This is a genomic window from Nonomuraea sp. NPDC047529, from assembly GCF_040642995.1.
Taxonomy (GTDB): Bacteria; Actinomycetota; Actinomycetes; order Streptosporangiales; family Streptosporangiaceae; genus Nonomuraea.
Map to the genome: position 1 here is coordinate 38,613 of NZ_JBEYTJ010000020.1, position 22,880 is coordinate 61,492.

The 22,880-nt window shown below is 73.0% G+C and carries 25 protein-coding genes; 12 read left to right on the plus strand and 13 right to left on the minus strand.

Going from position 1 to position 22,880, the window contains the following annotated elements:
- Positions 1-55: 55 nt before the first annotated feature.
- The 5 genes from ABZ815_RS28605 (at position 56) to ABZ815_RS28625 (ending at position 5,827) form a co-directional block, all read left to right on the plus strand.
- Complete coding sequence (locus ABZ815_RS28605; protein WP_357703160.1) at positions 56-982, plus strand: aminoglycoside phosphotransferase family protein; 927 nt, start codon at positions 56-58, stop codon at positions 980-982.
- Positions 983-1,058: 76 nt separating this feature from the next.
- The gene (locus tag ABZ815_RS28610) at positions 1,059-1,952 is read left to right on the plus strand and encodes a siderophore-interacting protein (protein ID WP_357703162.1); all 894 of its coding nucleotides are present in this window, start codon (positions 1,059-1,061) and stop codon (positions 1,950-1,952) included.
- A gap of 7 nt (positions 1,953-1,959) precedes the next feature.
- Complete coding sequence (locus ABZ815_RS28615) at positions 1,960-2,790, plus strand: ABC transporter ATP-binding protein (RefSeq protein ID WP_357703164.1); 831 nt, start codon at positions 1,960-1,962, stop codon at positions 2,788-2,790.
- A gap of 8 nt (positions 2,791-2,798) precedes the next feature.
- Positions 2,799-3,779, plus strand: a complete 981-nt coding sequence (locus tag ABZ815_RS28620) for an iron-siderophore ABC transporter substrate-binding protein (RefSeq protein ID WP_357703166.1) — start codon at positions 2,799-2,801, stop codon at positions 3,777-3,779.
- Positions 3,776-5,827: an iron ABC transporter permease gene (locus ABZ815_RS28625; RefSeq protein WP_357703168.1), complete on the plus strand. Its 2,052-nt coding sequence runs from the start codon at positions 3,776-3,778 to the stop codon at positions 5,825-5,827. Before ABZ815_RS28620 ends, ABZ815_RS28625 begins: the two co-directional genes overlap by 4 nt.
- A gap of 1 nt (position 5,828) precedes the next feature.
- Here ABZ815_RS28625 and ABZ815_RS28630 read toward each other — a convergent pair whose 3' ends face one another.
- Positions 5,829-6,281 carry an MBL fold metallo-hydrolase gene (locus ABZ815_RS28630; protein ID WP_357703170.1) on the minus strand — a complete coding sequence of 151 codons (453 nt, stop codon included), beginning with the start codon at positions 6,279-6,281 and terminating at the stop codon, positions 5,829-5,831.
- Positions 6,282-6,343: 62 nt separating this feature from the next.
- Complete coding sequence (locus tag ABZ815_RS28635) at positions 6,344-6,724, minus strand: nuclear transport factor 2 family protein (RefSeq protein ID WP_357703172.1); 381 nt, start codon at positions 6,722-6,724, stop codon at positions 6,344-6,346.
- An 88-nt stretch (positions 6,725-6,812) separates the two neighbouring features.
- Between ABZ815_RS28635 and ABZ815_RS28640 the strand changes: the two genes are divergently transcribed.
- Positions 6,813-7,064 carry a helix-turn-helix transcriptional regulator gene (locus ABZ815_RS28640; protein ID WP_357703174.1) on the plus strand — a complete coding sequence of 84 codons (252 nt, stop codon included), beginning with the start codon at positions 6,813-6,815 and terminating at the stop codon, positions 7,062-7,064.
- On the plus strand, positions 7,064-7,432 hold the full coding sequence (locus tag ABZ815_RS28645; RefSeq protein ID WP_357703176.1) for a hypothetical protein: 369 nt from the start codon (positions 7,064-7,066) through the stop codon (positions 7,430-7,432). The genes ABZ815_RS28640 and ABZ815_RS28645 overlap by 1 nt, the downstream gene beginning before the upstream one ends.
- 9 nt (positions 7,433-7,441) lie before the next feature.
- Here ABZ815_RS28645 and ABZ815_RS28650 read toward each other — a convergent pair whose 3' ends face one another.
- The gene (locus ABZ815_RS28650) at positions 7,442-7,759 is read right to left on the minus strand and encodes a MarR family transcriptional regulator (protein WP_357703178.1); all 318 of its coding nucleotides are present in this window, start codon (positions 7,757-7,759) and stop codon (positions 7,442-7,444) included.
- Between the two features lie 29 nt (positions 7,760-7,788).
- Between ABZ815_RS28650 and ABZ815_RS28655 the strand changes: the two genes are divergently transcribed.
- Positions 7,789-7,938 carry a hypothetical protein gene (locus ABZ815_RS28655; protein WP_357703180.1) on the plus strand — a complete coding sequence of 50 codons (150 nt, stop codon included), beginning with the start codon at positions 7,789-7,791 and terminating at the stop codon, positions 7,936-7,938.
- Positions 7,939-8,113: 175 nt separating this feature from the next.
- Positions 8,114-8,917 (plus strand): SDR family NAD(P)-dependent oxidoreductase, encoded by an 804-nt coding sequence (locus tag ABZ815_RS28660; RefSeq protein ID WP_357703182.1) that lies wholly within the window; start codon positions 8,114-8,116, stop codon positions 8,915-8,917.
- A gap of 38 nt (positions 8,918-8,955) precedes the next feature.
- Here the strand turns inward: ABZ815_RS28660 and ABZ815_RS28665 are convergent, their stop codons facing one another.
- On the minus strand, positions 8,956-9,345 hold the full coding sequence (locus tag ABZ815_RS28665) for a nuclear transport factor 2 family protein (protein WP_357703184.1): 390 nt from the start codon (positions 9,343-9,345) through the stop codon (positions 8,956-8,958).
- A 78-nt stretch (positions 9,346-9,423) separates the two neighbouring features.
- On the opposite strand from ABZ815_RS28665, the gene ABZ815_RS28670 reads away from it, so the two are divergent.
- From ABZ815_RS28670 to ABZ815_RS28680, 3 genes are all read left to right on the plus strand, one after another.
- Positions 9,424-10,233, plus strand: a complete 810-nt coding sequence (locus ABZ815_RS28670) for a helix-turn-helix transcriptional regulator (RefSeq protein ID WP_357703186.1) — start codon at positions 9,424-9,426, stop codon at positions 10,231-10,233.
- Between the two features lie 615 nt (positions 10,234-10,848).
- Entirely contained in the window at positions 10,849-11,442 is a 594-nt protein-coding gene (locus tag ABZ815_RS28675; protein WP_357703188.1) for a dihydrofolate reductase family protein, read from the plus strand.
- Positions 11,439-12,359 carry an NAD(P)-dependent oxidoreductase gene (locus tag ABZ815_RS28680; protein ID WP_357703190.1) on the plus strand — a complete coding sequence of 307 codons (921 nt, stop codon included), beginning with the start codon at positions 11,439-11,441 and terminating at the stop codon, positions 12,357-12,359. The genes ABZ815_RS28675 and ABZ815_RS28680 overlap by 4 nt, the downstream gene beginning before the upstream one ends.
- A gap of 17 nt (positions 12,360-12,376) precedes the next feature.
- Here ABZ815_RS28680 and ABZ815_RS28685 read toward each other — a convergent pair whose 3' ends face one another.
- From ABZ815_RS28685 to ABZ815_RS28725, 9 genes are all read right to left on the minus strand, one after another.
- Positions 12,377-12,736: a nuclear transport factor 2 family protein gene (locus ABZ815_RS28685; protein WP_357703192.1), complete on the minus strand. Its 360-nt coding sequence runs from the start codon at positions 12,734-12,736 to the stop codon at positions 12,377-12,379.
- Positions 12,736-14,208 carry a multicopper oxidase domain-containing protein gene (locus tag ABZ815_RS28690; RefSeq protein ID WP_357703194.1) on the minus strand — a complete coding sequence of 491 codons (1,473 nt, stop codon included), beginning with the start codon at positions 14,206-14,208 and terminating at the stop codon, positions 12,736-12,738. Before ABZ815_RS28690 ends, ABZ815_RS28685 begins: the two co-directional genes overlap by 1 nt.
- Entirely contained in the window at positions 14,205-14,555 is a 351-nt protein-coding gene (locus ABZ815_RS28695) for a hypothetical protein (RefSeq protein ID WP_357703196.1), read from the minus strand. The genes ABZ815_RS28690 and ABZ815_RS28695 overlap by 4 nt, the downstream gene beginning before the upstream one ends.
- Before the next feature lie 10 nt (positions 14,556-14,565).
- Complete coding sequence (locus ABZ815_RS28700) at positions 14,566-15,069, minus strand: anthrone oxygenase family protein (RefSeq protein WP_357703198.1); 504 nt, start codon at positions 15,067-15,069, stop codon at positions 14,566-14,568.
- A gap of 189 nt (positions 15,070-15,258) precedes the next feature.
- Positions 15,259-15,570 (minus strand): hypothetical protein, encoded by a 312-nt coding sequence (locus ABZ815_RS28705; RefSeq protein ID WP_357703200.1) that lies wholly within the window; start codon positions 15,568-15,570, stop codon positions 15,259-15,261.
- A gap of 108 nt (positions 15,571-15,678) precedes the next feature.
- Entirely contained in the window at positions 15,679-16,422 is a 744-nt protein-coding gene (locus ABZ815_RS28710; protein WP_357703202.1) for an SDR family oxidoreductase, read from the minus strand.
- A gap of 49 nt (positions 16,423-16,471) precedes the next feature.
- Positions 16,472-18,268 (minus strand): glycoside hydrolase family 15 protein, encoded by a 1,797-nt coding sequence (locus tag ABZ815_RS28715; protein WP_357703204.1) that lies wholly within the window; start codon positions 18,266-18,268, stop codon positions 16,472-16,474.
- Positions 18,269-18,331: 63 nt separating this feature from the next.
- Entirely contained in the window at positions 18,332-21,550 is a 3,219-nt protein-coding gene (locus ABZ815_RS28720) for an AAA family ATPase (RefSeq protein ID WP_357703206.1), read from the minus strand.
- On the minus strand, positions 21,547-22,866 hold the full coding sequence (locus tag ABZ815_RS28725; RefSeq protein WP_357703208.1) for an oxygenase MpaB family protein: 1,320 nt from the start codon (positions 22,864-22,866) through the stop codon (positions 21,547-21,549). The genes ABZ815_RS28720 and ABZ815_RS28725 overlap by 4 nt, the downstream gene beginning before the upstream one ends.
- Positions 22,867-22,880: the final 14 nt, after the last annotated feature.

The following is a 22,880-nucleotide window of genomic DNA, read 5'->3' on the forward strand; positions in this document are numbered from 1 at the left end:
CCCTGGGGCGGGCAGGACTCACAGTTCCTGACCGTCCGTGCCAGCATGATTGATCATGTCGGGATACGAGACCAATGACGCGACCCTGGCCGCCATCGCCGGCCTGCTCGGGACCACCGCCGAGCACGTACGGCCCCTCCCGCAGGGGGTGGCCAACCAGGTCTTCCTTCTCGGGGACGACCTGGTCCTGCGCGTCCCACGGGCCGAGCAGTTCCTTCCGGACCTGGTCAAGGAGGCCGCGGTCATCCCGTACGCCCTGCGCGCCGGTGTGCGCACTCCGGAGATCGTCGCCTTCGACGACACCTGCTCGGTGGTGGACGTCCCGTACATGGTGCTCACCCGGACGCGGGGAATGGATCTCGCGCGCCTTGAACTGTCCGACGCGGACACCGAACGTCTCCACCGGCAGGTCGGGCGCGAGCTGGGCAGACTGCATCGGCTCACGCCGGACACCGCACCGGCCCTTGCCGGCGTCCCCGCGGACGACGGCGCCGCGGACCCCTGGGCGCTCACCGACGGCCTCGCCAAGGACGGCTGGATCGACGCCGAGACCGCCCGCTGGCTCAGCGGATGGCTCGACCGGCTTTCAACGCATCTCCCCACGAGCGCGCCGACGGTCCTGATCCACGGCGACATCGCGCCCCAGAACCTGCTCGTCGCCCCGGAGACGGCCCAGCTCAACGGGATCGTGGATTGGGGCGACGCCGAATGGGCCGACCCCGCTGCCGACTTCGCCAAGATGCCCCTCACCGGCGTCCCGTCCATGCTCGACGGCTATCGGCGGGAAACCGGCCAGGAGAGCTCGACGACCTGGGAGGCCCGCGTGTTGTGGTGCCACCTCACCTGGGCGCTGGGACGCCTGAAGGATCCCGTCCCGCGTCCGGGCGAACGCCACTGGACCGCCCCTCCGGCCAGCCGGCTCCTCGGCCTGCTCCGCTTCTTCGCCTCGGCTCCACCCGCTCCTTGGGCCGATCTGTCCTGACGGCCCGCCGGAGCTCCTGGTTCCCCGATCGGGGAATTCAATGTAGGTTAGCCTAACCTAAGTAAGGAGCCCTGTGGTGGTTGACCCTTTTCGTGCCTTCGATGTCCAGGTTCGAGGCCTGCGGCGGCTGAGCCCGTCGTTTCTCCGCGTGACCTTCACAGGGGATGATCTGCACGAGTTCGCCGACAACGGGTACGACCAGCGCATCAAGCTGGTCCTGCCGATCCCCGGCGCGGGCGTGACACGCTTCCCGCGCGGCGCCGACTGGTTCAGGCAGTGGTACGCCCAGGGCGACGAGCGCAACCCGCTGCGCACCTACACCGTCCGCGCGGTCCGGCCCGAGGCCGCCGAGGTCGACATCGACGTCGTCCTGCACGACGACTGCGCCGGACCCGCCGGACCGGCCGCCCGCTGGATCGCCGCCGCCGCACCCGGCTCCCAGGCGGCTCTTTTCGGCCCGAACGGCCTCCACGACGGCTTCCACGGCGGCCTGGAGTTCCGGCCGCCCGCCGGTTTCGGCAACGTGCTGCTCGCCGGGGACGAGACCGCCGTCCCGGCGATCGTCGGCATCCTGGAACGCCTGCCCGCCCACGTCACCGGCGAGGCCCTGCTGGAGGTGCCGCACGAGGAGGACGTCCTGCCGGTCGTCACCGGGTCGGGCGTGAAGGTCACCTGGCTCGCCCGCGGCGACGCCCCCTGGGGCGCCCGCCTGGAACCCGCCGTCGTGGAGGCCGCCGCCAGGCTCCTGCCCGCGGGCGCGGCAGGCGTCGAGCCCGAGGAGGTCGACGTCGACACCGAGATCCTCTGGGAGGTCCCCGAGGACGGCGACAGCCCCTGCTACGCCTGGCTGGCCGGCGAGGCGGCCGTGATCAAACGCCTGCGCCGCCACCTCGTCTCCGAACGCGGCATGGACCGCAAGGCCGTGGCCTTCATGGGCTACTGGCGCCAGGGCCGCTCCGAGGACGCGTGAGCCCGCCGTGACCGACCTCTTGCTCCCGGGCCGCTCCGACCACGCGCTCACCGGCACCGGCCTGTGCCTCGGCTACGCGGGCCGCCCCGTCGTCGACGACGCCTGCATCAGCCTGGCCACCGGCGCCGTCACCGCCCTGGTCGGCCCGAACGGCAGCGGCAAGTCCACCCTGCTGCGCGCCCTGGCCCGGCTGCACCGCCCCGACTCCGGCGAGGTACGGCTGGCCGGCGGCGCCGACGCCCTGGCCCTGTCCGCCCGCGACTTCGCCCGCCGGGTGACGCTGCTGGCGCAGAGCCGTCCCACCCCGACCGGCGTACGCGTCAAGGACGTCGTCGGCTACGGCCGCCACCCCCACCGCGGCCGCTGGCGCGCGGGCGACCCCGGCGGACCGGCGGCGATCGAGCACGCCATGGAGCTGACCGGCGTCAGCGCCATGGCGGGACGCCCCGTCGACGAACTGTCCGGCGGCGAGATGCAGCGCGTGTGGCTGGCCACCTGCCTCGCCCAGGACGCCGGCGTGCTCCTGCTCGACGAGCCCACCACCTTCCTCGACCTGCGCTACCAGGTCGAACTGCTCGAACTCGTGCGCGACCTCGCCGACCGGCACGGCGTGGCCGTCGGCGTCGTCCTGCACGACCTCAACCAGGCCGCCGAGATCGCGGACCGGGTCGTGCTCCTCCAGGGCGGCCGGGTCCGCGCCGACGGCGCGCCGCACGAGGTGCTCACCGAGGACCTGCTCACCGAGGCCTACGGCATCCGCGTCGAGGCCACGATCGACTCCCTCACCGGACTGGTCCGCACCAGGCCGCTGGGCCGCCATCTGGCGATGAAAGGCTGAAAGATCCCATGCGTTCCCTCCCGGCGGTCATGGCCGCCATGCTGCTGCTGACCGCCTGCGGCACCACCGAGGCTCCCGTGGCTCCCGCGACCCCCGCGGCTCAGGAGCCGTCGGGCGGTGCCGCCGCTCCGGTCACCGTGACCGACGCCCGCGGCAAGCAGGTCACCCTCGACCGGCCCGCGACCCGCGTCGTCGGCCTGGAATGGGGCGAGGTCGAGATGCTGGTCGCGCTCGGGGTCCAGCCGGTCGGCGCGGCCGACGTCAAGGGGTACGGCACCTGGGTCACCGCGGCCCCGCTCGACGCCTCCGTCAAGGACGTCGGCACCCGCCAGGAGCCCAGCGTCGACTCCATCGCCGCCCTCCGGCCGGACCTCGTCGTCATGGAGTCCGACGACTCCGGGCTCATCGGCCAGTTGGAGAAGATCGCCCCGGTCATCGTCGCCAAGGGCAGCGACGCCGCCGCGAACCTCACCCGCATGCGCGACGACCTCACCCTGCTCGCCACCGCCGTCGGCCGGACGGAGCAGGCGACCAAGGTGATGGCCGACTTCGACGCCGCGATGGCCGAGGGCAAGGCCAAGATCGCCGCCTCCGGCTCGGCCGGGCAGAAGTTCATGATGGCCGACGGCTGGAAGGACGGCAGCAAGATCTCCATCCGCCCGTTCGGCAAGGGCTCGCTGGTCTCCGACGTGGCCGAGCGGCTCGGCCTGGCCAACGCCTGGACCGGCGAGGTCGACGAGCAGTGGGGCCTCGGCAGCACCGACATCGAGGGCATGACCGCCGTCAAGGACGAGAACCTGCGCTTCTTCTACAACGCCTCCGACGGCGCCGACGTCTTCGCCGACCTGGCCGGCAACGCCCTGTGGAAGTCGCTGAGCTTCGTCAAGCAGAACCGCGTCACCAAACTCCCCGACGGCATCTGGACCTTCGGCGGCCCCCTGTCGTGCCGGCAGTACGCCGACGCCCTGGTGAAGGCCTACACCGGGTGATCACCGCAGTCGAGGCCCCCACGACGCCGCTGCGCAGGCTCGGCGTCGCGGGGGCCTTCCTCGTGACCTTGGCCGTCATCGCCGCCCTCGCCGCGCTGCACCTGACGCAGGGCACCTCCGACACCGACCTGTTCGCCCTCGACGACCAGGCGATGAACGTGCTGGTCGCCTCCCGGCTGCCGCGCCTGCTGGCGGCGGTCAGCGTCGGCGTCGCGCTCGGCGCGGCGGGCGCGCTGCTGCAGTCGGTCGCCCGCAACCCGCTGGCCTCGCCCGACACCCTCGCCGTCAGCAACGGCGCCTACCTGGCGGTCGTGCTGGCCGCCACCTTCGGCCTGAGCCTGCCGGCCTTCCTGTCCGGCGGCCTGTCCTTCCTCGGCGGCCTGGCCGCCGCCGCCCTGGTGCTCGCCCTGTCGGCGGGCGGCAGGACCGGCACCACCCGGCTGATCCTCGCCGGCTCCGCGACCGCGCTGGCCCTGCAGTCGGTGACCACCCTGCTCATGATCCTCTTCCAGGAGGAGAACACCGGCCTGTTCGCCTGGGGCAGCGGCTCGCTCGTCCAGAGCGACCTCGGCGGCGTCACCCAGATGGCCCCGGTCGTCGTGCCGGCGATCGGGGCGGCCGTCGCCCTCGGCTCCCGCCTCGACATCCTCGGCCTGGGCGACGACACCGCGACGGTGCTGGGCGTCAACGTCCGGCGGCTGCGGCTGACCGTCATCGTGCTCGCCGTCCTGCTCTCGGCCGCCGCGGTCACCGTCGCCGGGCCCGTCGGCTTCGTCGGCCTGTGCGCGCCGGTCATCGTCCGCCTGCCGGCCCGGCGGCTGCCCGAGCTGAGCCGGCACCGCGCCCTGGTGCCGCTCTCGGCGCTGGCCGGCGTGGTCATCCTGCTCGCCTCCGACCTCGCGCTGCGCTTCGTGCTCGGCGCCCGGGCCGGGGTGGACGTGCCGCCGGGCGTGGTGACCGCGATGCTGGGCGCGGGCGTGCTCCTGTGGCTGGCCCGCCGGCACCGCGACGCCGGCCCGACCAGGCAGCCGCCGACCGTCCGCACCGCCGACCCCGGCCGCGCCGCCTTCGCGCTGATCCTCCTGTCCGGTACGGCGCTGCTGGCCGGCGCCGTCGTGCTGGGCCTGCTCGGCGGCGACACCTGGCTGCTGCTCGGCGACGTCGCCAACTGGCTGCAGGGCAGGACCGGCAAGGCGCTGACGTACGTGCTCGATCAGCGCTGGCCCCGCGTCGCCGCGGCGGTCCTGGCCGGTGCGGCGCTCGCCGTCTCCGGCGCGGCCTTCCAGGCCGTCTCCCGCAACCCGCTGGCAGAACCGGGCGTGCTCGGCATCACCGCGGGCGCCGGCGCGGCGGCGGTCGTGACGCTCACCCTCGTGCCCATGGCCGGGATCGCCGCGGTGTCCGGCGCCGCCGGGCTCGGCGCGCTCGCCGCCTTCGCCCTGGTCTACCTGCTGGCCTGGCGCGGCGGGCTCAGCTCCGACCGGCTCGTGCTCATGGGCATCGGCGCGCACGCGCTGTTCAACGCGGTCACCGTGCTGATCATCGTCAGGTCCGACCCGTGGAACACCGCCAAGGCGCTCACGTGGCTCTCCGGTTCCACCTACGGACGGGTCCCCGCCCAGCTCCTGCCGGTCGCCGTGGCGCTCGCGCTCTTCCTGCCACTGGCTCTGTGGCTGCGGCGCGACCTCGACCTGCTCGCGCTGGACGAGGACACGCCCCGGGTGCTCGGCGTGCCGCTCGAACCCGTGCGGCTGCTGGCGCTGGGCGGCGCCGTGCTCCTCACCTCCACCGCGGTCTCGGCCGTCGGCGTGGTGGGGTTCGTCGGGCTCGTCGCCCCGCACGCCGCCCGCGCGCTCGTCGGCGGCAGGCACGTCCGGCTCCTGCCCGCCGCGGCGGTGCTCGGGGCGGTGCTGGTGAGCCTGGCCGACACGCTGGGCCGTACCGTCATCGCACCCGCCCAGGTGCCGGCCGGGCTGGTCACCGCGCTGCTCGGCACGCCGTACTTCGTGTGGTTGCTCTGGCGCTCGCGCGCCGCTTCCGCCACATGATCTACGTTGTAAAGGGGTGCGGCTGAACCGCCTGGCGCACCCGGTCCGGTGAGGTGCGCCAGGGGGCGCCGTGGCCGGGGAGCACCCAGGACGCCGGCAGTCCGGCGATCCGGTCGAGGGAGTCGAGCGTGGGCCCGGGACGTATGGGCCCGGCCGTGACCTTGGGCTTCTCCCCGGTACGGGTGCGGACGGCGTCGGCGGCGTGCACGAACACCGGCACGCCGTGGGCGCTTCGCAGCCGTTCGGCGAAGCCGATGTGGTCGGAGTCGCCGTGGGTCAGGACAAGTCCGCGGATGTCGTTCACGGATTTGCCCAGAGAGCGAAGTTCGCGTTGCAGGTCCCGCCAGTGGCCGGGCAGCCCGGCGTCGATGAGCGTGATGCCCTCGGCGGTGTCGACGAGGTAGCAGGCCACGATGTCGTTGCCGAGGCGGTGCAGGTGGGACGCGAGTTTCATGGGACCTCCGGCGCCGGGACGCCGATCGCGATCGAGATGGATGTCTGCTGCATGCCGTCGCCTCAGAACATCCCGTGGGGAACCTGCGCCGCCTCCGGCACCGGCTGGACCACGTCCCAGTGCTCGACGATCTGCCCGTCGGCCAGCCGCCAGACGTCGATGACGGCGACGCCGCGCGGGTCGTCGTCCGTGACCATGAGGTAGTGCATGACCACGTGATCGTCGTCGGCGATGACCCGCTTGAGGTCGAGCCGGGCGCGGGCCACGGGCGCCTCGGCGATGAACTCGATGAACGCCTCCCGCCCCGAGGGGTTGCCCGGGCTGTGCTCGACGAAGTCCTCGTGCAGGAGGGTGCGGAGCACGTCGATGTTCCCCGCCGCGAACCGGGTGAAGCCGTCGAGAACCAGGTGCTTGTTGCGTGTGGCCTTGCTGCTGTCGTTCATGCGGGCCACCGTCGCGGCAGCCACCCGGCCCTGTCGATTACATGCCATGTCATCGAGATGATCGACGAGGCGCGGGGATAATCGCCGCATGACTCAGGACCGGCCGGTCGGCGAGCTGCTGCGCGAGTGGCGGCACCGCAGAGGTCTCAGCCAGCTCGACCTGGCGATTCAGGCGGACGTGTCCGCCAGGCACGTCAGCTTCGTGGAGACGGGACGGACCGTTCCCAGCAGCGCGATGGTGCTGCGCCTGGCCGAGCAGCTGGGCATCCCGCTGCGGCAACGCAACCGTCTGCTGGTCGCGGCCGGGCACGCGCCCGTCGTCCGCGAACGGTCAACATGATGCGGCTCGGCCTGCATCCGGGCGGGTTCGCGCCGCGGCTGCGCAACCTCGGACAGGTCCGCGCCTACCTGCTGCCCCGGCTCGCCCGTCAAGTGGCGCAGAGCGGTGATCCCGAGCTGAGCGCGCTCTATGAGGAACTGCTGTCCTACGGCCCCGCGGGCGATCCGCCGCCACCCGATCCCGCCGACATCGCACTGCCCATCCGCATCCGCCATCACGGAGCGGAGCTGTGTTTCATCAACACCATCACGACGTTCGGCGCCGCCTTCGACGTCACGCTCGAAGAGATCGCCGTGGAGGCGTACTTCCCCGCCGACGACGACACCGCCCGCTTCTTCCGCACGGAAGCCGCAGCGCCCTCCGCATAGACGACGTGCTCAGAGGGCGGCCAGGGCGAGAGCGGCCGGGAGCCGGCGCCACGCCTGGCGCCCGTCGTTCGACTGGGCCGTACGAAGCATCGCGAGCAGACCGGCTCGCTGGTCGGCGTCGAGCGCCGAGATGATCGGCGCCTCCTCGAACAGATGCTTCAGGAGGCGCCCTCTGAGTTCCTGCCCGGCCTCCGTGAGGAAGAGGCGCTTGGCCCTGCGGTCGTCCGGATCCGGCTCTCTGCGCAGGAAGCCGCCGGCTTCGAGGGAGTCGGCGATCGCGGTGACGTGCGAGGGCTCACAATGCAGGTGGCCGGCCACCGTCCCCATGCGTTGGGGCTGTGCCCCAGGCTCACACGGTGATCCAGTTGCAGGAGCTCGAAGTGGGCCCGCAGGGCCGCGTTCGCGGCGAACAGCCGCTCCACGATCTCCTGGCCCGCCGGATCCGGCCATTCGATCCGTATCTCCGCCGTGATCCCCACACCCCCGGCCATTACTTCGGTCAATGAACTTTCCTGGGACGACCCCCGCCGGACTGCCGCAGAGCGTCGAGGCACAGGGGCGCCATCGGGGCCGAGCCGAAGGGCGGGTCGCCCGGGACATCACGAAGCCTGGCTGTAGTACTGGTCACCTGTGCTTGTTCTCGCCGATGACAAGCCGCCGGGAAGAGTGGGGGGCTGTTCGATGGACCGTCTGAAGGGCAAGGTCGCACTGATCACCGGGGCCGGCAGCGGCATCGGCCGCGCGGCCGCGCGGCTGATGAGCGCGCAGGGTGCGCTCGTCGCCGTGGCCGACCGTGACCGGAACGGCGTCGAGGAGACGGCCCAGGGGATCGAGGACTCCGGCGGCCGCTCGCTGGCGCTGACGGTCGACGTCACGGACGAGGGCTCCGTGGCCGACATGGTGAATGCCGCCGTCCGCGAGTTCGGCCGCCTGGACGTGCTCTGCAACCATGTCGGCGGCACGAATCCGCGCGTGGACCTGGACCTGATGCGGTTGGACATGACCGAGTTCGACCGTGCCGTCGACCTCAACATACGAAGCACGCTCCTGGGCACCCGGCACGCACTTCCGCACCTGATCAAAGGTGGCGGCGGCTCGGTCGTCAACACCGCCTCGGTGGCCGGTCTGGTGGGAGACGTGCTCCAGATCGCCTACGGCGCGGTGAAGGCCGCCGTCATCAACATCACGAAGTCGATCGCCGTGCAGTACGGCCCGCAGCGCGTCCGCTGCAACGCCGTGGCGCCGGGCGCGGTGGTCACCCCCGCCCTGCTGGGCAATCTCCCTGAGGGGGTCGTCGAGAGCCTCAAGCGGGTGAACGCCCTGCCCTATCTGGGCGACCCGGAGGACATCGGCCACACCATGGTCTTCCTCGCCTCCGACGAATCGCGGTACATGACGGGCCAGCTCCTCGTCGTCGACGGCGGCATGACGATCCGCTCCCCTGCCGCACAAGGGCGCCAGGACATGCTCCCACCCAGTGGTTGACGCCGCCGTGCCCCGGTGAGAGGACGCGGCGTGCGCGCTCAGGGGGTGGTCGGGGCCCACCATGTCAGGTTGGCGGCGGCCTGGGAGACCGGTTCGATGATCTCCCACGCCTCGGCGATGAGGCCGCCGTCCAGGCGCCAGATGTCGACGACCACGATCTCCGGCCCGCCGCCGGGCGCCCACCGGCGCGAGTGCATCACGACGTGGTCGCCGTCGGCCAGCACGTGGTCGATCTCCACGCGCATGCCGGCCAGCGGGGTGAGCGCGGAACGCACGGCGTCCAGCCATTCCGCCTTGGTCGAGTTCTCCGCATCGGGCCGGTGATGGAGGAAGTCGTCGTGGAGCAGCGGCGCGAGCGCGTCGACGTCGCCCGTTCCGATCAGTTGCGTGAGCGCGCGCTGAACGATGGCCTTGTTGTCGGTCGTCATGGAAACAGTGTTTCCAGCCCTGCGGAGGATGTCGATGAAAAGGGATTTCATGGCGGGCGGCGAGTAATCTCGACGGCCATGCGCACTGTCGGGGAAATGTTGCGGCACTGGCGGCACCGCCGCAGGCTCAGCCAGCTCGATCTCGCGATCGCCGCCGACGTCTCGGCCCGTCACGTGAGCCTGGTGGAGACCGGCAAGTCGAACCCGAGCGCCGACATGATCCTGCGGCTCGCCGACCAGCTCGACATTCCGCTGCGCGAACGCAACCGGCTGCTGCTGGCCGCCGGTTTCGCCCCCCGGTACGCCGAACGTCCGCTCACCGGGGACGCGCTGGCGACGGCCGGGGACGCGATCGCTCGGGTGCTGCGCGCCCACGAGCCGTACCCGGCGGTGGTCCTCGACCGCCGGTGGAACATCGTGATGGCCAACCGCGCCATCGACGCGTTCCTCGTGGACGTCGCGCCCGACCTGCTGCGTCCGCCGATCAACATCCTGCGGCTCGGGCTGGAGGGCCGCGGGCTCGCTCCCCGGATCGTCAACCTGCCCGAGGTGCGCGCGGTGCTCCGGGCCCGGATCTCGCGCCAGCTCGCCGTCGCGCCCGACGCCGAACTCCACGCGATCTACGAGGAACTGCTCGCGCCGGGTCCCGAGGAACAGCCCGCGCGGGGCTTCGAGGAGCCGGGCCGGTCGATCGGGTCCGAGGTCACCGTTGCGATGATCTTCCGGTTCGGCGACGTCGAACTGCGGCTCTTCTCGACCACCACCACGTTCGGCACCCCGATGGACATCACCCTGGACGAGATCTCGATCGAGTCGTACTATCCGGCCGACGCCGAGACCGCCGCCTATTTCACGAAATTCGGGGCGGACGTACTGGCGGGGGAGTGACCGTCCGCCGCCGGGGCCGTCATCGTGACGGCAGTCGTGCCCACCCCGCTCACCAAGTCGAGAATCCGGACCGGGGACCCAGGTCGTCGTCACCCCCGCCGTCCAGACGTTCGACGGCCCGTACACGCCGGGCCTCAGGCGCCCACCAGGGCTTCAAGATCCGCTTCAACGAGGTCCTGGTGACCGGCACCGTCAAGAGCGGCGGCTACCACGCCGTCGAGACCGTCGGCTGGATCGCGACGACGGTCTGGCGGGCGCGGGCCGTTCTCCGGCCGACGGCCAGGGGGCGTTGGGGGGGGTGGTGTGTGGTTGCCCCTCGTGGACGAGGGCTTCTGGCGGGGGCGGGGGGGGGGGGGGGCGCGCTGAGGGGCGGGCCGGGGGGCGGCGCCCTGTCGAAGTGGGGGGCGGGGGCGGGTCCCGGCCCCCGGCCGGGGGGGTTTCGGGTTTTCGTTTTCTAATCCCCCAATCGTCCACTTCTGCATCTGCCGGTCGCGCGGCGGCGCGACGACACTTTCCGGCGACGACGGCTTCCCGGCACTTTCACAGTTCCCTGAGGGAACTCCGAATGGTACGGTCGTGAAGTCTCCTCAGGGAACCCCGGAAAGGATCACAGAGATGAGCAAGGTCATCAGCGCCCACGCCGTGTCGGTCGACGGCTACATCACCGGCCGCGACCCCGGCGCCGGACGCGGCCTCGGCGACGGGAGCACGCTGTTCGACTGGTACTTCGACGGCGACACCCCCAGCCAGGTCTTCGACGGGTTCAAACTGAGCGGGCCCAGCGCCCGGTTCTTCGACACCCTGGCCGCCCGCGTCGGCGCGGTCGTCGCCGGTCGCCACACCTACGACGACTCCGACCACTTCGGCGGCGGCGGCCCCCATCCGGGCGTGCGGCTGGTCGTCCTCAGCCACCGCCCGGCGCCGGAGATCACCGACCGCCAGACCCTGGTCAGCACCGGCATCCAGGACGCGATCGCCGCCGCCCGCGAGGCCGCCGGCGGCAAGGACGTCGGCCTCATGGGAGGGGGGATGGTCACCGAGGCGCTGAAGGCGGGCCTCGTCGACGAGGTGGTCCTACACCAGGTGCCCGTTTTGCTCGGCGGCGGCCGGCCGTTCTTCCAGGAGCTTCCCGGGCACGTACGCCTGCGCCTGGCCGAGGTCGTCCCCGCGCCGGGCGTGACCCACCTGCGCTACGAGGTGACCCGATGATCCTCGTCACCGGAGGGCTGGGCATGATCGGCGCGCACACCGCCCGCGCGCTCGCCGACCTCGGACACCGGGTCGTCGTCACCACGCACCGCCGGACCGAGGTCCCCTCCTTCCTCGCCGGCCGGGTCACCGTGGAACCGCTCGACGTCACCGACCGCGACGCCTTCCTGGCCCTGGCCGCCCGCCACGACGTCGGCGACATCGTCCACCTGGCCGGCGGCATCCCCGGCGAGGACCCGCTGGACTTCTTCCGCACCGACACGACCGGCCTGCTCAACGCGCTGGAGGTGGCCCGCGTCCGGAGGGTGCGCCGGTTCGCCGTCGCGGGCAGCCTCGGCGTCTACGCCGGACGCCCGGAAAGCCGGTGGCACGAGGAGCTCGCGCTGCCCGCCGCGGACCTGCCGCACCCGATCGTCGCCTTCAAGAAGGCGGTCGAGCCCCTGACCACGCAGGGCCTGCGGGGGAGCGGGGTACAGCCGGTCGTGCTCAGGATCGGCAGCATCTGGGGGCCGCTGATGGACCCGGAGTCGCCGTTCAACCACATCCCGCCGTACATCAGCGCCGTGCTCCGCGGTGAGTCACCGCCGCCGCCGCACACCGGCGACGGCGGCGACAGCTGTTACGCGCCCGACGCCGGGCGCGCGATCGCCCTGCTGACGACCGCGCGGGCGCTGCCGCACACCACCTACAACGTCTCCAGCGGCAGGCCCTTCACCAACCGCGACCTCGCCGAAGCCGTACGGGCGATCGTCCCCGGCCCACCGCTCGACCTCCTGCCGGGAAGACCCGGCGGCCCCGGCGACAATCCGTTCCTCGACATCGCCCGGCTCACCCGCGACACCGGCTTCGAACCGGCCTTCGACCTGGTCAAGGCGGTCGCCGACTACGTCGCCTGGCGCGCCGGCAACCCCCGTTAGAACGACCGGGCGCGGCGTCAGGAGACCGTCCGGGTGATCGAGTCGACGCGGCGGACCCGCCCGTCGGGGGCGAGCCAGGCGAACACGTGGGCCTCGATCCGCAGCGTCCTGTCCTTCCTGGTCAGGACGGTCATGGTGAAGCGGGCGGCGGCCCGGTCGCCGTCGAGCAGCGTCTCGTGGACCTGGACGTCCAGCTCGCGCGCGTTCCTGCGGGCCGGACCGGCGTGGTCGATCAGCCGCCGGCGGTCCAGGACGACGCCGTCGTTGCGGTATTCGAGGTCGGGGGTGTAGTAGCGGTCCACGATCGCGGCCGGGTCCTCCTCGCTGAAGGCCAGCTCGTGCGGCAGCCGCGTCAGAAAAGCGTGGAAGTCGGGCATCAGACCACCTCGAAGGTGCTCATCATGGCCATGTCCTCGTGTTCGAGATTGTGGCAGTGCATGACGTACCGGCCGCGGTAGCCGGTGAAACGGGTGATGATCTCGACGGTCTGCGCCTCCCGCAGTTCGACGGTGTCCTTCCACTCCGGTGGGCCCTCCGGCCGTTCGCCGCCGACCGAGAGCACCTGGAAGGGCGCCAGATGCAGATGGACGGGATGGGCGACGTCGCTGGTCAGCCGCCAGACCTCGACCTGGCCGAGCTTGGGCCGGGCATCGACGCGGCGGACGTCGAAGGGCTTGCCGTTGATCAGCCAGCCGGTGTGGCCGCCCAGGTCGCCGCTGCTGAACTCGAAGTCGCGGGTCGCCGTGGCCGCCGCCGGGTCGAGACGCTCGACGGTGGACAGCGTCGCGGGGATCGCCGAGTCGTCGCGGGCGTCGCGCTCGACGGTGAAGCGCATCACCTGGGCCTGCGGGCCCTCGCCCAGGAGGTTGCGCAGTTCGACGTGGTCGCCGACCCGGTAGGCGGCGAAGTCCACGATCACGTCGGCGCGTTCGCCGGGCGCCAGCCGTACCTGCCGGGCGGGACGCGGCGCCGCCAGCAGGCCGCCGTCGCTGCCGATCCGGGTCAGGGTGCCGCCGGGCGACAGGGCCAGCTCGTACGTGCGGGCGTTGGAGGCGTTGAGCAGCCGCAGCCGGTAGCGGGCCCGGTCCACGCCGAGCCGCGGCCAGGGCGCGCCGTTGACCAGGATGACGTCGCCCAGCACGCCGCCCATGAACGGCTCGCGGGAGCCGGGGCCGTCGGGCCTGGCCGGGTAGGGCATCGTCCCGTCGGCCTGGAAGGACCGGTCGCAGATCAGCAGCGGCACGTCCCGTTCGCCCGACGGGAGCGGCAGCTTGTCCTGATCGTCGTCGTCCACGAGGAAGAAGCCGGCCAGGCCGCGCCAGACCTGCGGCCCGGTGTAGTCCATGCGGTGGTCGTGGTACCAGAGCGTGGCCGCGCGCTGCTCCAGCGGGAAGACGTAGTCGCGCCGGGCGCCCGGCTGGACCAGGTCGGTGGGGAAGCCGTCGGACTCCGGCGGGGTGTGCCCGCCGTGCAGGTGGGTGACCGTCGGCGCGGGCAGGCTGTTGGCGACGCGCACGACGGTCCTGCGGCCCGAGCGCGCGCGGATGGTGGGCCCGGGGAACTGCCCGTCGTACCCCCAGATCGGGGTGCGCAGCCCCGGCAGGATCTCCACCTCGGCCGGACGCTGGGCGAGCTCGTAGTAGTCGGCGCCCGCGTCGGTCCTGGACGGCTTCGCCACCGCGGGCAGCGGCAGCGGCACGGCGTACGGCGCGGGCAGCGGCGCGGTGCTCGTCAGGAGCTGCGGCAGCGGGGTGCGGGTCAGCAGCGAGCACCCCGAGACGCCCAGCGCCGCGCCCATGCCGAGCAGCCGCAGCGCCTGACGTCTCGTCATGCCGGTCACGCCGGTCATGCCGCCGACGCCGTCCGGAGGCGGCCGGCGGCCCAGATCCGCGTGGTCTGCACCAGGCTCCCGCCGAACATGAGCACGCCGAGCGGCACGTGCACGCTCTTGACGTGCGCCATGCCCAGCGCCATCTGGGCCAGCGTCATCACCAGCATGCCCACGGCGGGCAGGATGGCGGCCCGCTGCCGGGTCATCACCGCGGCGACCAGGTACAACAGCACGGTGGCCGCGACGGCCAGGGCCGTGGCGCCGTGGGCCGCCCGGCCGTCCGGCGAGCTCAGCAGCAGCCCGGCGGTGACGGCCTGGAGCAGCAGGGCGACGGTCTGCGCGACGAGCGCGATACGCAGGAACATGACGGTTCTCCTAAGAGGTCGAGGGGTGCGCGGCGACCCCGGCACGGGTCGAGGGGCGTGCGGCGACCGCGGCGACGACGATCAGCACGAAGGCGGCCAGCGCGGTCAGGGTGCGCAGCGTGTGGAACAGCTCCCAGCGCTGGAAGATCTCGGCGTGGCCGACCGGCGCCTGACCGGCGGCCCACTCCCGGAACCGCGCGTGCAGCGGGATGTTGCCGAACACCGTGATCAGCAACGAGGCCAGCGCCAGCGCACCGGCGCCCGAGGCCAGCCTGCGCGGCAGGTCGCGCGCGGCGACCGCCAGGCCGAAGGTGGTCAGGATGGCCAGCGCCATCGCGCTCTGCATGACCGGCTCGTTGACCTTCATCATCGTGGTGTGGAAGGTCAGCCGCACGTCCAGCGGCACGGCTCCGAACGTGGGCACCACGTTGGCCGCACCGTATCCGAACGCGCCCGCCAGCAGCCCGGTCGCCACCAACGCGGCGCCGTGGAGGTACCTGACTCGGGTTCTCATGACTGTTAATCGTCGTCCGGCCGGAGCCTCCTGGCGTCCCACCTGCGGACTCATCTGCCGCTACCCCAGCGGGATCAATTGCCGGCCGCGACTACGACGCCGGAAGTAGTGTCGCGCTACCACGCCGAGCACGAGAAAGGCCCGCGACCAGGGCGAACCTGGTCACGGGCCCCGCCGGACGGTGCGGCGTCAGGCGTCGCAGAACCAGCCGTTCTCGACCCAGCCGTTGGCGTTGACGTTGCCGTAGGCGAAGCCGTACACCCATTCCTTGTACGCGCCGTCGAAGCCCTTGACGGTGAAGCTCTGGCCGCGGCGGAGGTTGCCGACGAAGTCGCGGACCATCAGGTCGTCCGCGCACACCGTCAGACGGCGGCCGACGTCGTCGGCGCCCGCGTACGGGTACGGTCCGGCGGCGTGGGCCACCCCGCCGCTCACGGCCAGCACGGCCGCCATCGTGCCCGCGCCGACGATGAGCCGTGCGATGTGCTTGCGCGTTTTCATCGAGTCCGGTCTTCCTCTCTCGTCCCGGGAACCTTCGTGCGGCAAACTACCCACCGAAACCGGAACAAGAGGCGTTTCACGACAATTCGTCGATCAGGGGCACGGCCCCTAGCGGAGGTAGGAGGCGCCGTTGAGGTCGAGGACGGTGCCGCTGGCCCATTCGGCGGCCGGGGAGGCCAGGTAGAGCACCGCGGCGGCGATCTCGTCCGGCTCGCCGACCCGGCCGAACGGGCTCTGGGCGCGGATCGCGTCCCCCGCGGGCGGCTTGAGGTGTTCGGTGGTCATGTCCGTCGCCACGAAGCCGGGGGCCACGGCGGCGACCGCGATGCCGTGCGGGGCCAGCGCCACCGCCAGTGACTGGCTCATCGCGTTCAGGCCCGCCTTGCTGGCGCCGTAGCCGGGGGCGTCGGGCTCGCCGCGGAAGGCGCCGCGCGAGGTGACGTTCACGATGCGGCCGCCGGCGCGCATGTGCCGCAGGGCGCACCAGGCGAGGTTGGCCGCGCCCAGCAGGTTCACCTCGAACGCCTGGCGCCAGGCGGCCTGCCACTCCTCGTACGACGTGGTGGTGATCGGGTGGAGCTGGTAGAGGCCCGCGTTGTTGACCAGGACGTCGATCCCGCCCAGCGCCCCGGCCGCCTCGTCGGCCATGCGCCGCACGCCCTCGGGATCGGCCAGGTCGGCCTGGACGACGACGTGCCCCGAGCCCGCCAGCTCGCCGAGCACGCTCCCGGCCGCCTCCGCCGAGTCGCGATGGTGGACGGCGACCCGGTCACCCTGGTCGGCGAACGCCTTGGCGACCGCCCTCCCGATGCCCCTGGACGCCCCTGTGACGAGTACCGCTCGACCGCTCACCCGCCGCACACTAACAGGCGCCCGCGAGGCGCCCGCGAGGCGGCCATCATCAGCCTCCGTGTTCGGCCCAGTCGTGCAGGGCCTCGACGGTGCCGGAGGCGTCGAGGTTGAGCGCCGCCTCGATCAGCGCCAGATGCGTGAACGCCTGCGGATAGTTCCCCGCCATGTGCCCGTCGCCGGTCATCTCCTCGGCGAACAGGCCGAGCGGCTCGGCCCGCGCGCACAACGTCTCGAACCGGTCGCGGGCCTCGGCCGTGCGCCCGGCCAGCACCAGCGCCGACACCATCTCGAACGAGCACATCAGGAACGCGCCCTCCGGCCCGTCCACCCCGTCGCGGGTGGTCTCGGGGTCGTAGCGGTGCACCAGGGCCCCGCCCTCGCCCAGGCGCGACTGGATGTGGTCGAGGGTGCCGAGCACGCGGGGGTCGTCGCCGTCCAGGAAGCCGAGCAGCGGCAGCCGCAGCAGCGAGCCGTCGGCCTGGTCGGAGCCGTAGGACTGGGTGAAGGCGCCGACGCGGGTGTTGAAGCCGCGTTCGAGCAGCTCGGCCCGGACGGCCTCGCGCTCGGCTCGCCACTCCGCCAGCGGCAGGCCGCGCTCGCCGGACGCCTCCGCCAGCCGGACCGCGCGGTCGAAGCAGACCCAGGCGTACAGCTTGGAGTAGGTCCAGTGGCGTTCGCCGCCGCGTACCTCCCAGATGCCGGCGTCCGGCTCGCGCCAGCGTCCGCGGGCCCGCTCCACCAGCCGCCACAGCACCGGGCCGCCGCTCAGCTCGCCGGTCACGCCGTGGTAGGCCAGGGCCGCGTCGAGGATGTGGCCGTAGCCGTCGAGCTGGTGCTGCCCGGCGGCGTCGTTGCCGATCCGCACCGGACGCGAGCCCGCGTACCCCTCCAGGTGGCCGAGGACCGTCTCGCCGGCGACCGGCCCGCCGTCGACGCCGAACACCGGCGGCAGGTCCCCCTCGTGGATCGCGCACTGCCCGAGCAGGAACGTCAGGTAGCGGCCCGCCTCCTCACGATGGCCGAGCCGCAGCAGCGCGAGCACCATCAGCGCGGCGTCGCGGTGCCACACGTACCGGTAGTCCCAGTTGCGCGGCCCGCCCAGCCACTCCGGCAGCGACGTCGTGGGCGCCGCGAGCAGCCCGCCGCTCTCGTCGAACAGCAGCCCGCGCAGCACGACCGCGCTGTGCCGCACCTGCCGCGCCCCCGCCCCGCCGTACGCCGAGCGCGACGACCACGAACGCCACGACCGCACCGTGGCCTCCAGCAGCCGCTCCGGATCCCGGACGGGCGCGTGGCCCTGCCCCGCGTAGTCGAGCGCGACCGCCCACGACTCGCCCTCGCCGAGCGTGGTCTCGGCCACCGGCTCCGGCGTGCCGGTCAGCAGCATGCCGGACTCCTCGGCCAGCACGCCGTCGCGCGGCGTCCAGCGGCCCTCGCGGGTGGCGTAGTCGGGCCTGGCCAGCACCCGCGAGCGCACGACCGCCCGCCCGCGCTCGCACCTGGCCCACCGCACCAGCAGCCGGACGGGCACCACGCCGTCGCCGCCCGCCTCGGGCCGCGCGGTGGCGAAGAAGTCGTGCACGACGACCTCGCACTCGCGGCCGACCCAGCGGGTGCGCAGCACCAGCGTCTCCTCGACGTAGGCGCACCCGTCGACCCGGGCGCCCGCCACGTCGAACTCCCACGCCCCGCCGAGCCCCCGGTCGAGGACCCGCGCGAACACGCTCGGGCCGTCGAAGCGCGGCGCGCACATCCACTCCACCGCCCCGCCGGGCGCGACGAGCGCCGCCGTGTGGCAGTCCGACAGGAACGCGTACGCCCCGATCGGCGGAAATCTCCCGGCCATCCGTGAACCCCGTACCCCTTCATCGCGCTTCCCCCGTGCCGGGCTGCCCGATGTCGTCGCAGGTTAAACGGGGTGCGCGGGCAGCCGGCGGTCGAGCAGGAGCGCGCCGCGGCCGGGCAGCAGCGAGGCGCACCACTCGCGCAGCGCGGCCGGGGCGGGGCCGCCCGCGTCGGAGGTGTCGAGCAGGTCGGCCCAGTCGAGCAGCGACTCGGCCAGCATGAGCGGCACCCCGCTGCGTTCGTGCACCTCGGCGGCGGCCTCGAAGTGCTCGCTCGCGCGCCGCGGGTCGCCCATCGTCACGCACAGGTGGGCCAGGTAGTGGTGGCCGCAGTGGTGGGCGACCGTGCCGTGGCCGAACGTCTCGCCGTCGGCGGCCAGCGAGGCGTACAACCGCTCGGCCAGCTCCGGACGGCGCAGGTGCGCGGCGGCCACGGCCAGGTTGTCCAGGGCGGGCCGGTGGGCCATGTTGCGCGGCGGCACGCCGCCGCGGTCGGCCAGGATGCGGTCGAGCAACGGCCCGGCCTCCTCGTCGCCCATCTCGCACAGGTAGCGCAGCACGGCGTGCACCGGGTCCACCCGGGGCGCCTGGGCGGCGCGGCGCAGCCGGTCGCCCAGCTCCCACAGCCGCCCCTGGAGGCGGCGGATCTCGGAGATCTGCTCGGAGTAGATGGCCACGGCCTCCAGGCGGCGGCCGATCTCGGTGCCGAGCCGCATGGCCGACAGCGCCTCGGACTCGGCCTGGGCCAGGTCGCCCTGCATGAGCGTCAGGCCCGCCCTGGAGTAGCCGATCAGCCAGTTGAGCTGCGGCTGGGCCAGCCGGCGGGCCAGCTCGTCGGCCTGGTCGAGCAGCGTCGCGGCGCGCACGGTGTCGCCGCTGTCCAGCACGGGCGGGGTGCGCTGCACGTAGGCGTGGAACAGCGCCAGGTCGTCGCCCGTCCGGCGGGCCGCCTCCAGCATCTCGTCGCCGTCGCGGTGGCGCTGGTGCAGCGGGTCGGCGGGGATGATCGTCAGGCTGCGCATGCCGAGCACGCTGGCCAGCGTCCGCGGGTCGCCCGACTTGCGGGCCAGCGCGACCGCCTCGTCGCTCAGCGCGAAGCGCCGCTCGCCGTCGGGCGCCCAGATGAGCTCGGAGGCGAGCTGGGCGGCCAGCAGCGCCCGCGTGCTCAGGTCGGTGGAGTCCACCAGCTTGCGCGCCTCGGTCAGCAGCGCGATGCGGCGCTGGTCGGGGGCGGCGGAGATGCTGGAGAAGCCGCGGTCGCCGCCGAGCGCGGCCACCACGATCAGGTCGTCGCGTCCGCACTCCCTGGCCAGCTCGGCGGCCTGGTGCAGAGTCTGCCTGGCTTCCGGGTGCCCGGCCAGCCACATCGCCCGGCCGCAGTCCATCAGCAGCTCGGCGCGCCGCTCGGGGGAGGCGCCGGGGAAGTCCTCCAGCAGGCCGAGCACCCGCTGGTACCAGGTGACCGCCTCGCGGTGGGCCAGCCCGGCCAGCGCGTGGCGGGCCGCCTGCACGCCCGCCTCGGCGGCCTCGGCCGTACGGCGGGGGTCGCGGCCGTGCTCGGCGGCGGCCAGCAGATGGGTGGCCACGACGTACGGGCGTGACTCCATGGCCTGCGGGTCGGCCCGGCACAGGGCGTCGGCGACCCGGCCGTGCAGCAGCCCGGCGCGCGGGGCCGACAGCGTGGCGTACAGGGCGGTGCGGGTCAGCTCGTGGGAGAACTGGCACTGGCCGCCGTCGGCCATGGTCACCAGGCCGGCGCCCATGGCCTCCTCGACGGCGGCCACGAAACGCGCCTCGTCCAGGCCGAGGCCCAGGCGCAGCGCGGCCGACTCCATGCGTTCGGCCACGGCCAGCAGGCTGACCAGGTCCCGGGCGTCGGGGTGGAGCTGGGCCAGGCGCGCCCGGACCATGCGGGTGACCGAGTCGGGGACGGTCAGCGCGTCGAGGTCGGCGCCCGCCGACAGCTCCCTGGCCACCTCGGTGACCAGGAACGCGTTCCCGCCGGTGATCCGGTAGAGCTGCTCGGGGTCGCCGTCGCTGCGCACCTCCGACAGGGCCCGGCTGACCTCGTCCATGCCGAAGGAGGAGACCTGGACGACGCGGCCGTCGGCGGTCAGCTTGTGCAGCTCGGGCATCGCCGACTCGACCGGCACCGGGCGCGAGGTGGCCAGGATCAGCAGCGGCAGCGAGTCGGCGTCCCACATCAGGGAGTGCAGCATCTGCAACGACTCCAGCGTCGCCCACTGGAGGTCGTCGATCACCAGCAGCACCGGCCGCACGGTGGCCAGGCGCTCGATGAGCGTACGGGCCGCGGCCATCAGGTGGTAGCGCTCGGAGACCGGCTCGGTGGCGGGCGGCACGGCCAGCGACAGCGGGGGAGCCGCCAGCGAGGGCGCGAGCCGGACGAGCTGCCCGCACTGCTGGTCGACCCCGGCCCGCAGCAGCAACGCCGGCGACGTGCGGGCCAGCCGCTCCACCGCCCCCGCGATCGGCTCGTACGCCTGCCGCGCCGGATCGGTGCACCGCCCCGCCAGCACCGTGAACTGCCGCTTGAGCGCCCGCTGCGCCACGACCGAGGCCAGCCGCGTCTTGCCGACCCCCGGATCGCCCTGGAGGATCACCAGCCCGCTGCCGAACTCGGCCGCCCGCAGCTCCTCCTCCAGCGCCCGCAGCTCCTCGTCCCGGCCCACGAACGGCAGCACGTGCCCGCTGTCCAGCCAGGGCGCCAGGCCGCCGGCGTGCTGGTTGTCGGCGTTCTGCCAGTGGAGCTCGTAGGTGTGCATCGGCTCGCGCAGGCCCTTGCCCGGCAGCCGGCCGAGGTCCTTGAACTCGTGGCGGCTGCGGCCCTGGGCCAGCCGGCGCACCAGGTCGGTGCAGAGCACCTGGCCGCCCTCGGCCACCGCGACCAGGCGGGCCGCCTCCACCGTGGGCAGCCCGCTGACGTCGTCGTCCCCCCAGCACACGTCGCCCGAGGCCAGCGCGGCCCTGATCGAGATCTTCTCCAGCGCGCGCTCGTTCTCGGCCGCGACGGCCTGCTCGACGGCGATGATCGCGTCGAGCCCCGCCGTGGCCGAGCCGAACACCGCCATCAGCCCGTCGCCCAGGCTCTTGGTGAACGTCGAGCCGCTGGCCGTGACCACCGAGTGCAGGAGCTGGTAGAGGCGGCGGAAGACGACGTTGGCGCGTTCCTCGCCGAGCCTGATCCGCATGGCGGTGGAACTGACCACGTCGGTGAACAGGATGGTCGCCGTGGTCAGTGTGCCCGGCTCGTGCGGGGTGCTCACGCGGGTTGTCCCTCCCTCCGCACCGGAGCCCTGGCGGCCTGGCCGACGCTTCTGCGCACGCCCTTGCGGACGCTGTGGCGCAGCTCGCGCGTCCGGCGCGCCGCCTTCGACTGCCTGACCCGCCACTGGGAGGCCAGCTCCTGCGGGATCTGGAAGGCGGCGTGGCCGCCCGAGTGGCGGTCGATCATGGCGATGACGATGTGCTTGCCCGCCCGGCGCACCAGCCAGCGCACCACCGCGTCGACCGGGCCCATCAGGCGGCCGTACCGGTTGCCGGCCCTGGCCGCCGCGAACAGCGCGTTGAACCACCACGCCGGCGGCGGCACGTCGAGCAGCGCCGGGACCTGGGCGGCGTTGTAGCGGGCGTCGCGGAAGACCCAGTGCACCAGGCTGCGCGGCAGTTTGCGCCAGCCCAGGTGCATGAACTCCTCCATCTCCGCCAGCAGCACGGCCATCAGCCTGCGGCCCTCTTCGCTCGACTCGTACAGGCGGCCGAGCCGTTCGCTGACCGGCGGCACGTCGTGCAGGGTGAGCGGCCGGTCGCGGCACGCCTCGACGCCCATGAGGTGGCCGAAGACGCTCCACGTGTACAGATGGGCGGCCCTGTCGTCGTCGCTGAGGCGCACCCCCATGCTCTCCAGAGCCTCCCACGTGACGACCGAGAAGTCGAAGATGGTGGCCAGCAGCAGTTCCTGGTTGACCGGCGGGCCGAACCTGGCGGTGTCCCAGTCGTCGCCGAAGTGCTCGGCGGCCAGGGCGCGCACGAAGGAGTGCAGGATGCGCAGCCCGATCGCCGTCGTGTGCCCGGGACGGCCCGGGGTCAGGCTGTCGGTGGCCTTGAGGCCCATGACGTCCACCAGCATCTGGCCGGTCTCGGCGACGCGGCGGGTGAGGCTGTGGGTGGCCAGGTCGGACACGCCGGCCAGCACCTTGGCGCTGGAGACCTCGACGTAGGCCATGGGCAGGCACTTGCAGAACAGCGCGACCGCCTGGTACAGCCCGTAGTCGGAGAAGACGGCCTGGCCGCGGGCCAGCAGCTCGGCGTCCTCGCCCCACTCGGGCAGGTCCTTGTTGAAGTCGATGGCGTCGAAGATGGCCGAGGGGCCGGTCTCGCCCGAGGGCGCCCGCGCCTCCCGCTTGGCGAGGCCCAGCTCCACCACGACCGCGCGCAGCATGGACAGGGCGTTGTCACCGTCGGGTCTGGTCTCCAGGTAACCGGCCACGATCTTGTCGATGTCCGGGTCGGCCTGCTGTCGTAATTGCCGGAAACGTTCCGCGGGCCAGCGCTCGGCGGCGGCCTTCTCGTGCTCGTTCATGTTCCCCGTACTCC

Excerpts from the sequence above, each read along its gene's own strand:
- ABZ815_RS28605 (WP_357703160.1), top strand. The coding sequence starts at position 56 with ATGTCGGGATACGAGACCAATGACGCGACCCTGGCCGCCATCGCCGGC.
- ABZ815_RS28620 (WP_357703166.1), top strand. The coding sequence starts at position 2,799 with ATGCGTTCCCTCCCGGCGGTCATGGCCGCCATGCTGCTGCTGACCGCC.
- ABZ815_RS28630 (WP_357703170.1), bottom strand. The coding sequence starts at position 6,281 with ATGAAACTCGCGTCCCACCTGCACCGCCTCGGCAACGACATCGTGGCC.
- ABZ815_RS28635 (WP_357703172.1), bottom strand. The coding sequence starts at position 6,724 with ATGAACGACAGCAGCAAGGCCACACGCAACAAGCACCTGGTTCTCGAC.
- ABZ815_RS28640 (WP_357703174.1), top strand. The coding sequence starts at position 6,813 with ATGACTCAGGACCGGCCGGTCGGCGAGCTGCTGCGCGAGTGGCGGCAC.
- ABZ815_RS28645 (WP_357703176.1), top strand. The coding sequence starts at position 7,064 with ATGCGGCTCGGCCTGCATCCGGGCGGGTTCGCGCCGCGGCTGCGCAAC.
- ABZ815_RS28650 (WP_357703178.1), bottom strand. The coding sequence starts at position 7,759 with ATGGGGACGGTGGCCGGCCACCTGCATTGTGAGCCCTCGCACGTCACC.
- ABZ815_RS28660 (WP_357703182.1), top strand. The coding sequence starts at position 8,114 with ATGGACCGTCTGAAGGGCAAGGTCGCACTGATCACCGGGGCCGGCAGC.
- ABZ815_RS28665 (WP_357703184.1), bottom strand. The coding sequence starts at position 9,345 with ATGACGACCGACAACAAGGCCATCGTTCAGCGCGCGCTCACGCAACTG.
- ABZ815_RS28670 (WP_357703186.1), top strand. The coding sequence starts at position 9,424 with ATGCGCACTGTCGGGGAAATGTTGCGGCACTGGCGGCACCGCCGCAGG.
- ABZ815_RS28675 (WP_357703188.1), top strand. The coding sequence starts at position 10,849 with ATGAGCAAGGTCATCAGCGCCCACGCCGTGTCGGTCGACGGCTACATC.
- ABZ815_RS28680 (WP_357703190.1), top strand. The coding sequence starts at position 11,439 with ATGATCCTCGTCACCGGAGGGCTGGGCATGATCGGCGCGCACACCGCC.
- ABZ815_RS28685 (WP_357703192.1), bottom strand. The coding sequence starts at position 12,736 with ATGCCCGACTTCCACGCTTTTCTGACGCGGCTGCCGCACGAGCTGGCC.
- ABZ815_RS28690 (WP_357703194.1), bottom strand. The coding sequence starts at position 14,208 with ATGACCGGCGTGACCGGCATGACGAGACGTCAGGCGCTGCGGCTGCTC.
- ABZ815_RS28695 (WP_357703196.1), bottom strand. The coding sequence starts at position 14,555 with ATGTTCCTGCGTATCGCGCTCGTCGCGCAGACCGTCGCCCTGCTGCTC.
- ABZ815_RS28700 (WP_357703198.1), bottom strand. The coding sequence starts at position 15,069 with ATGAGAACCCGAGTCAGGTACCTCCACGGCGCCGCGTTGGTGGCGACC.
- ABZ815_RS28705 (WP_357703200.1), bottom strand. The coding sequence starts at position 15,570 with ATGAAAACGCGCAAGCACATCGCACGGCTCATCGTCGGCGCGGGCACG.
- ABZ815_RS28715 (WP_357703204.1), bottom strand. The coding sequence starts at position 18,268 with ATGGCCGGGAGATTTCCGCCGATCGGGGCGTACGCGTTCCTGTCGGAC.
- ABZ815_RS28725 (WP_357703208.1), bottom strand. The coding sequence starts at position 22,866 with ATGAACGAGCACGAGAAGGCCGCCGCCGAGCGCTGGCCCGCGGAACGT.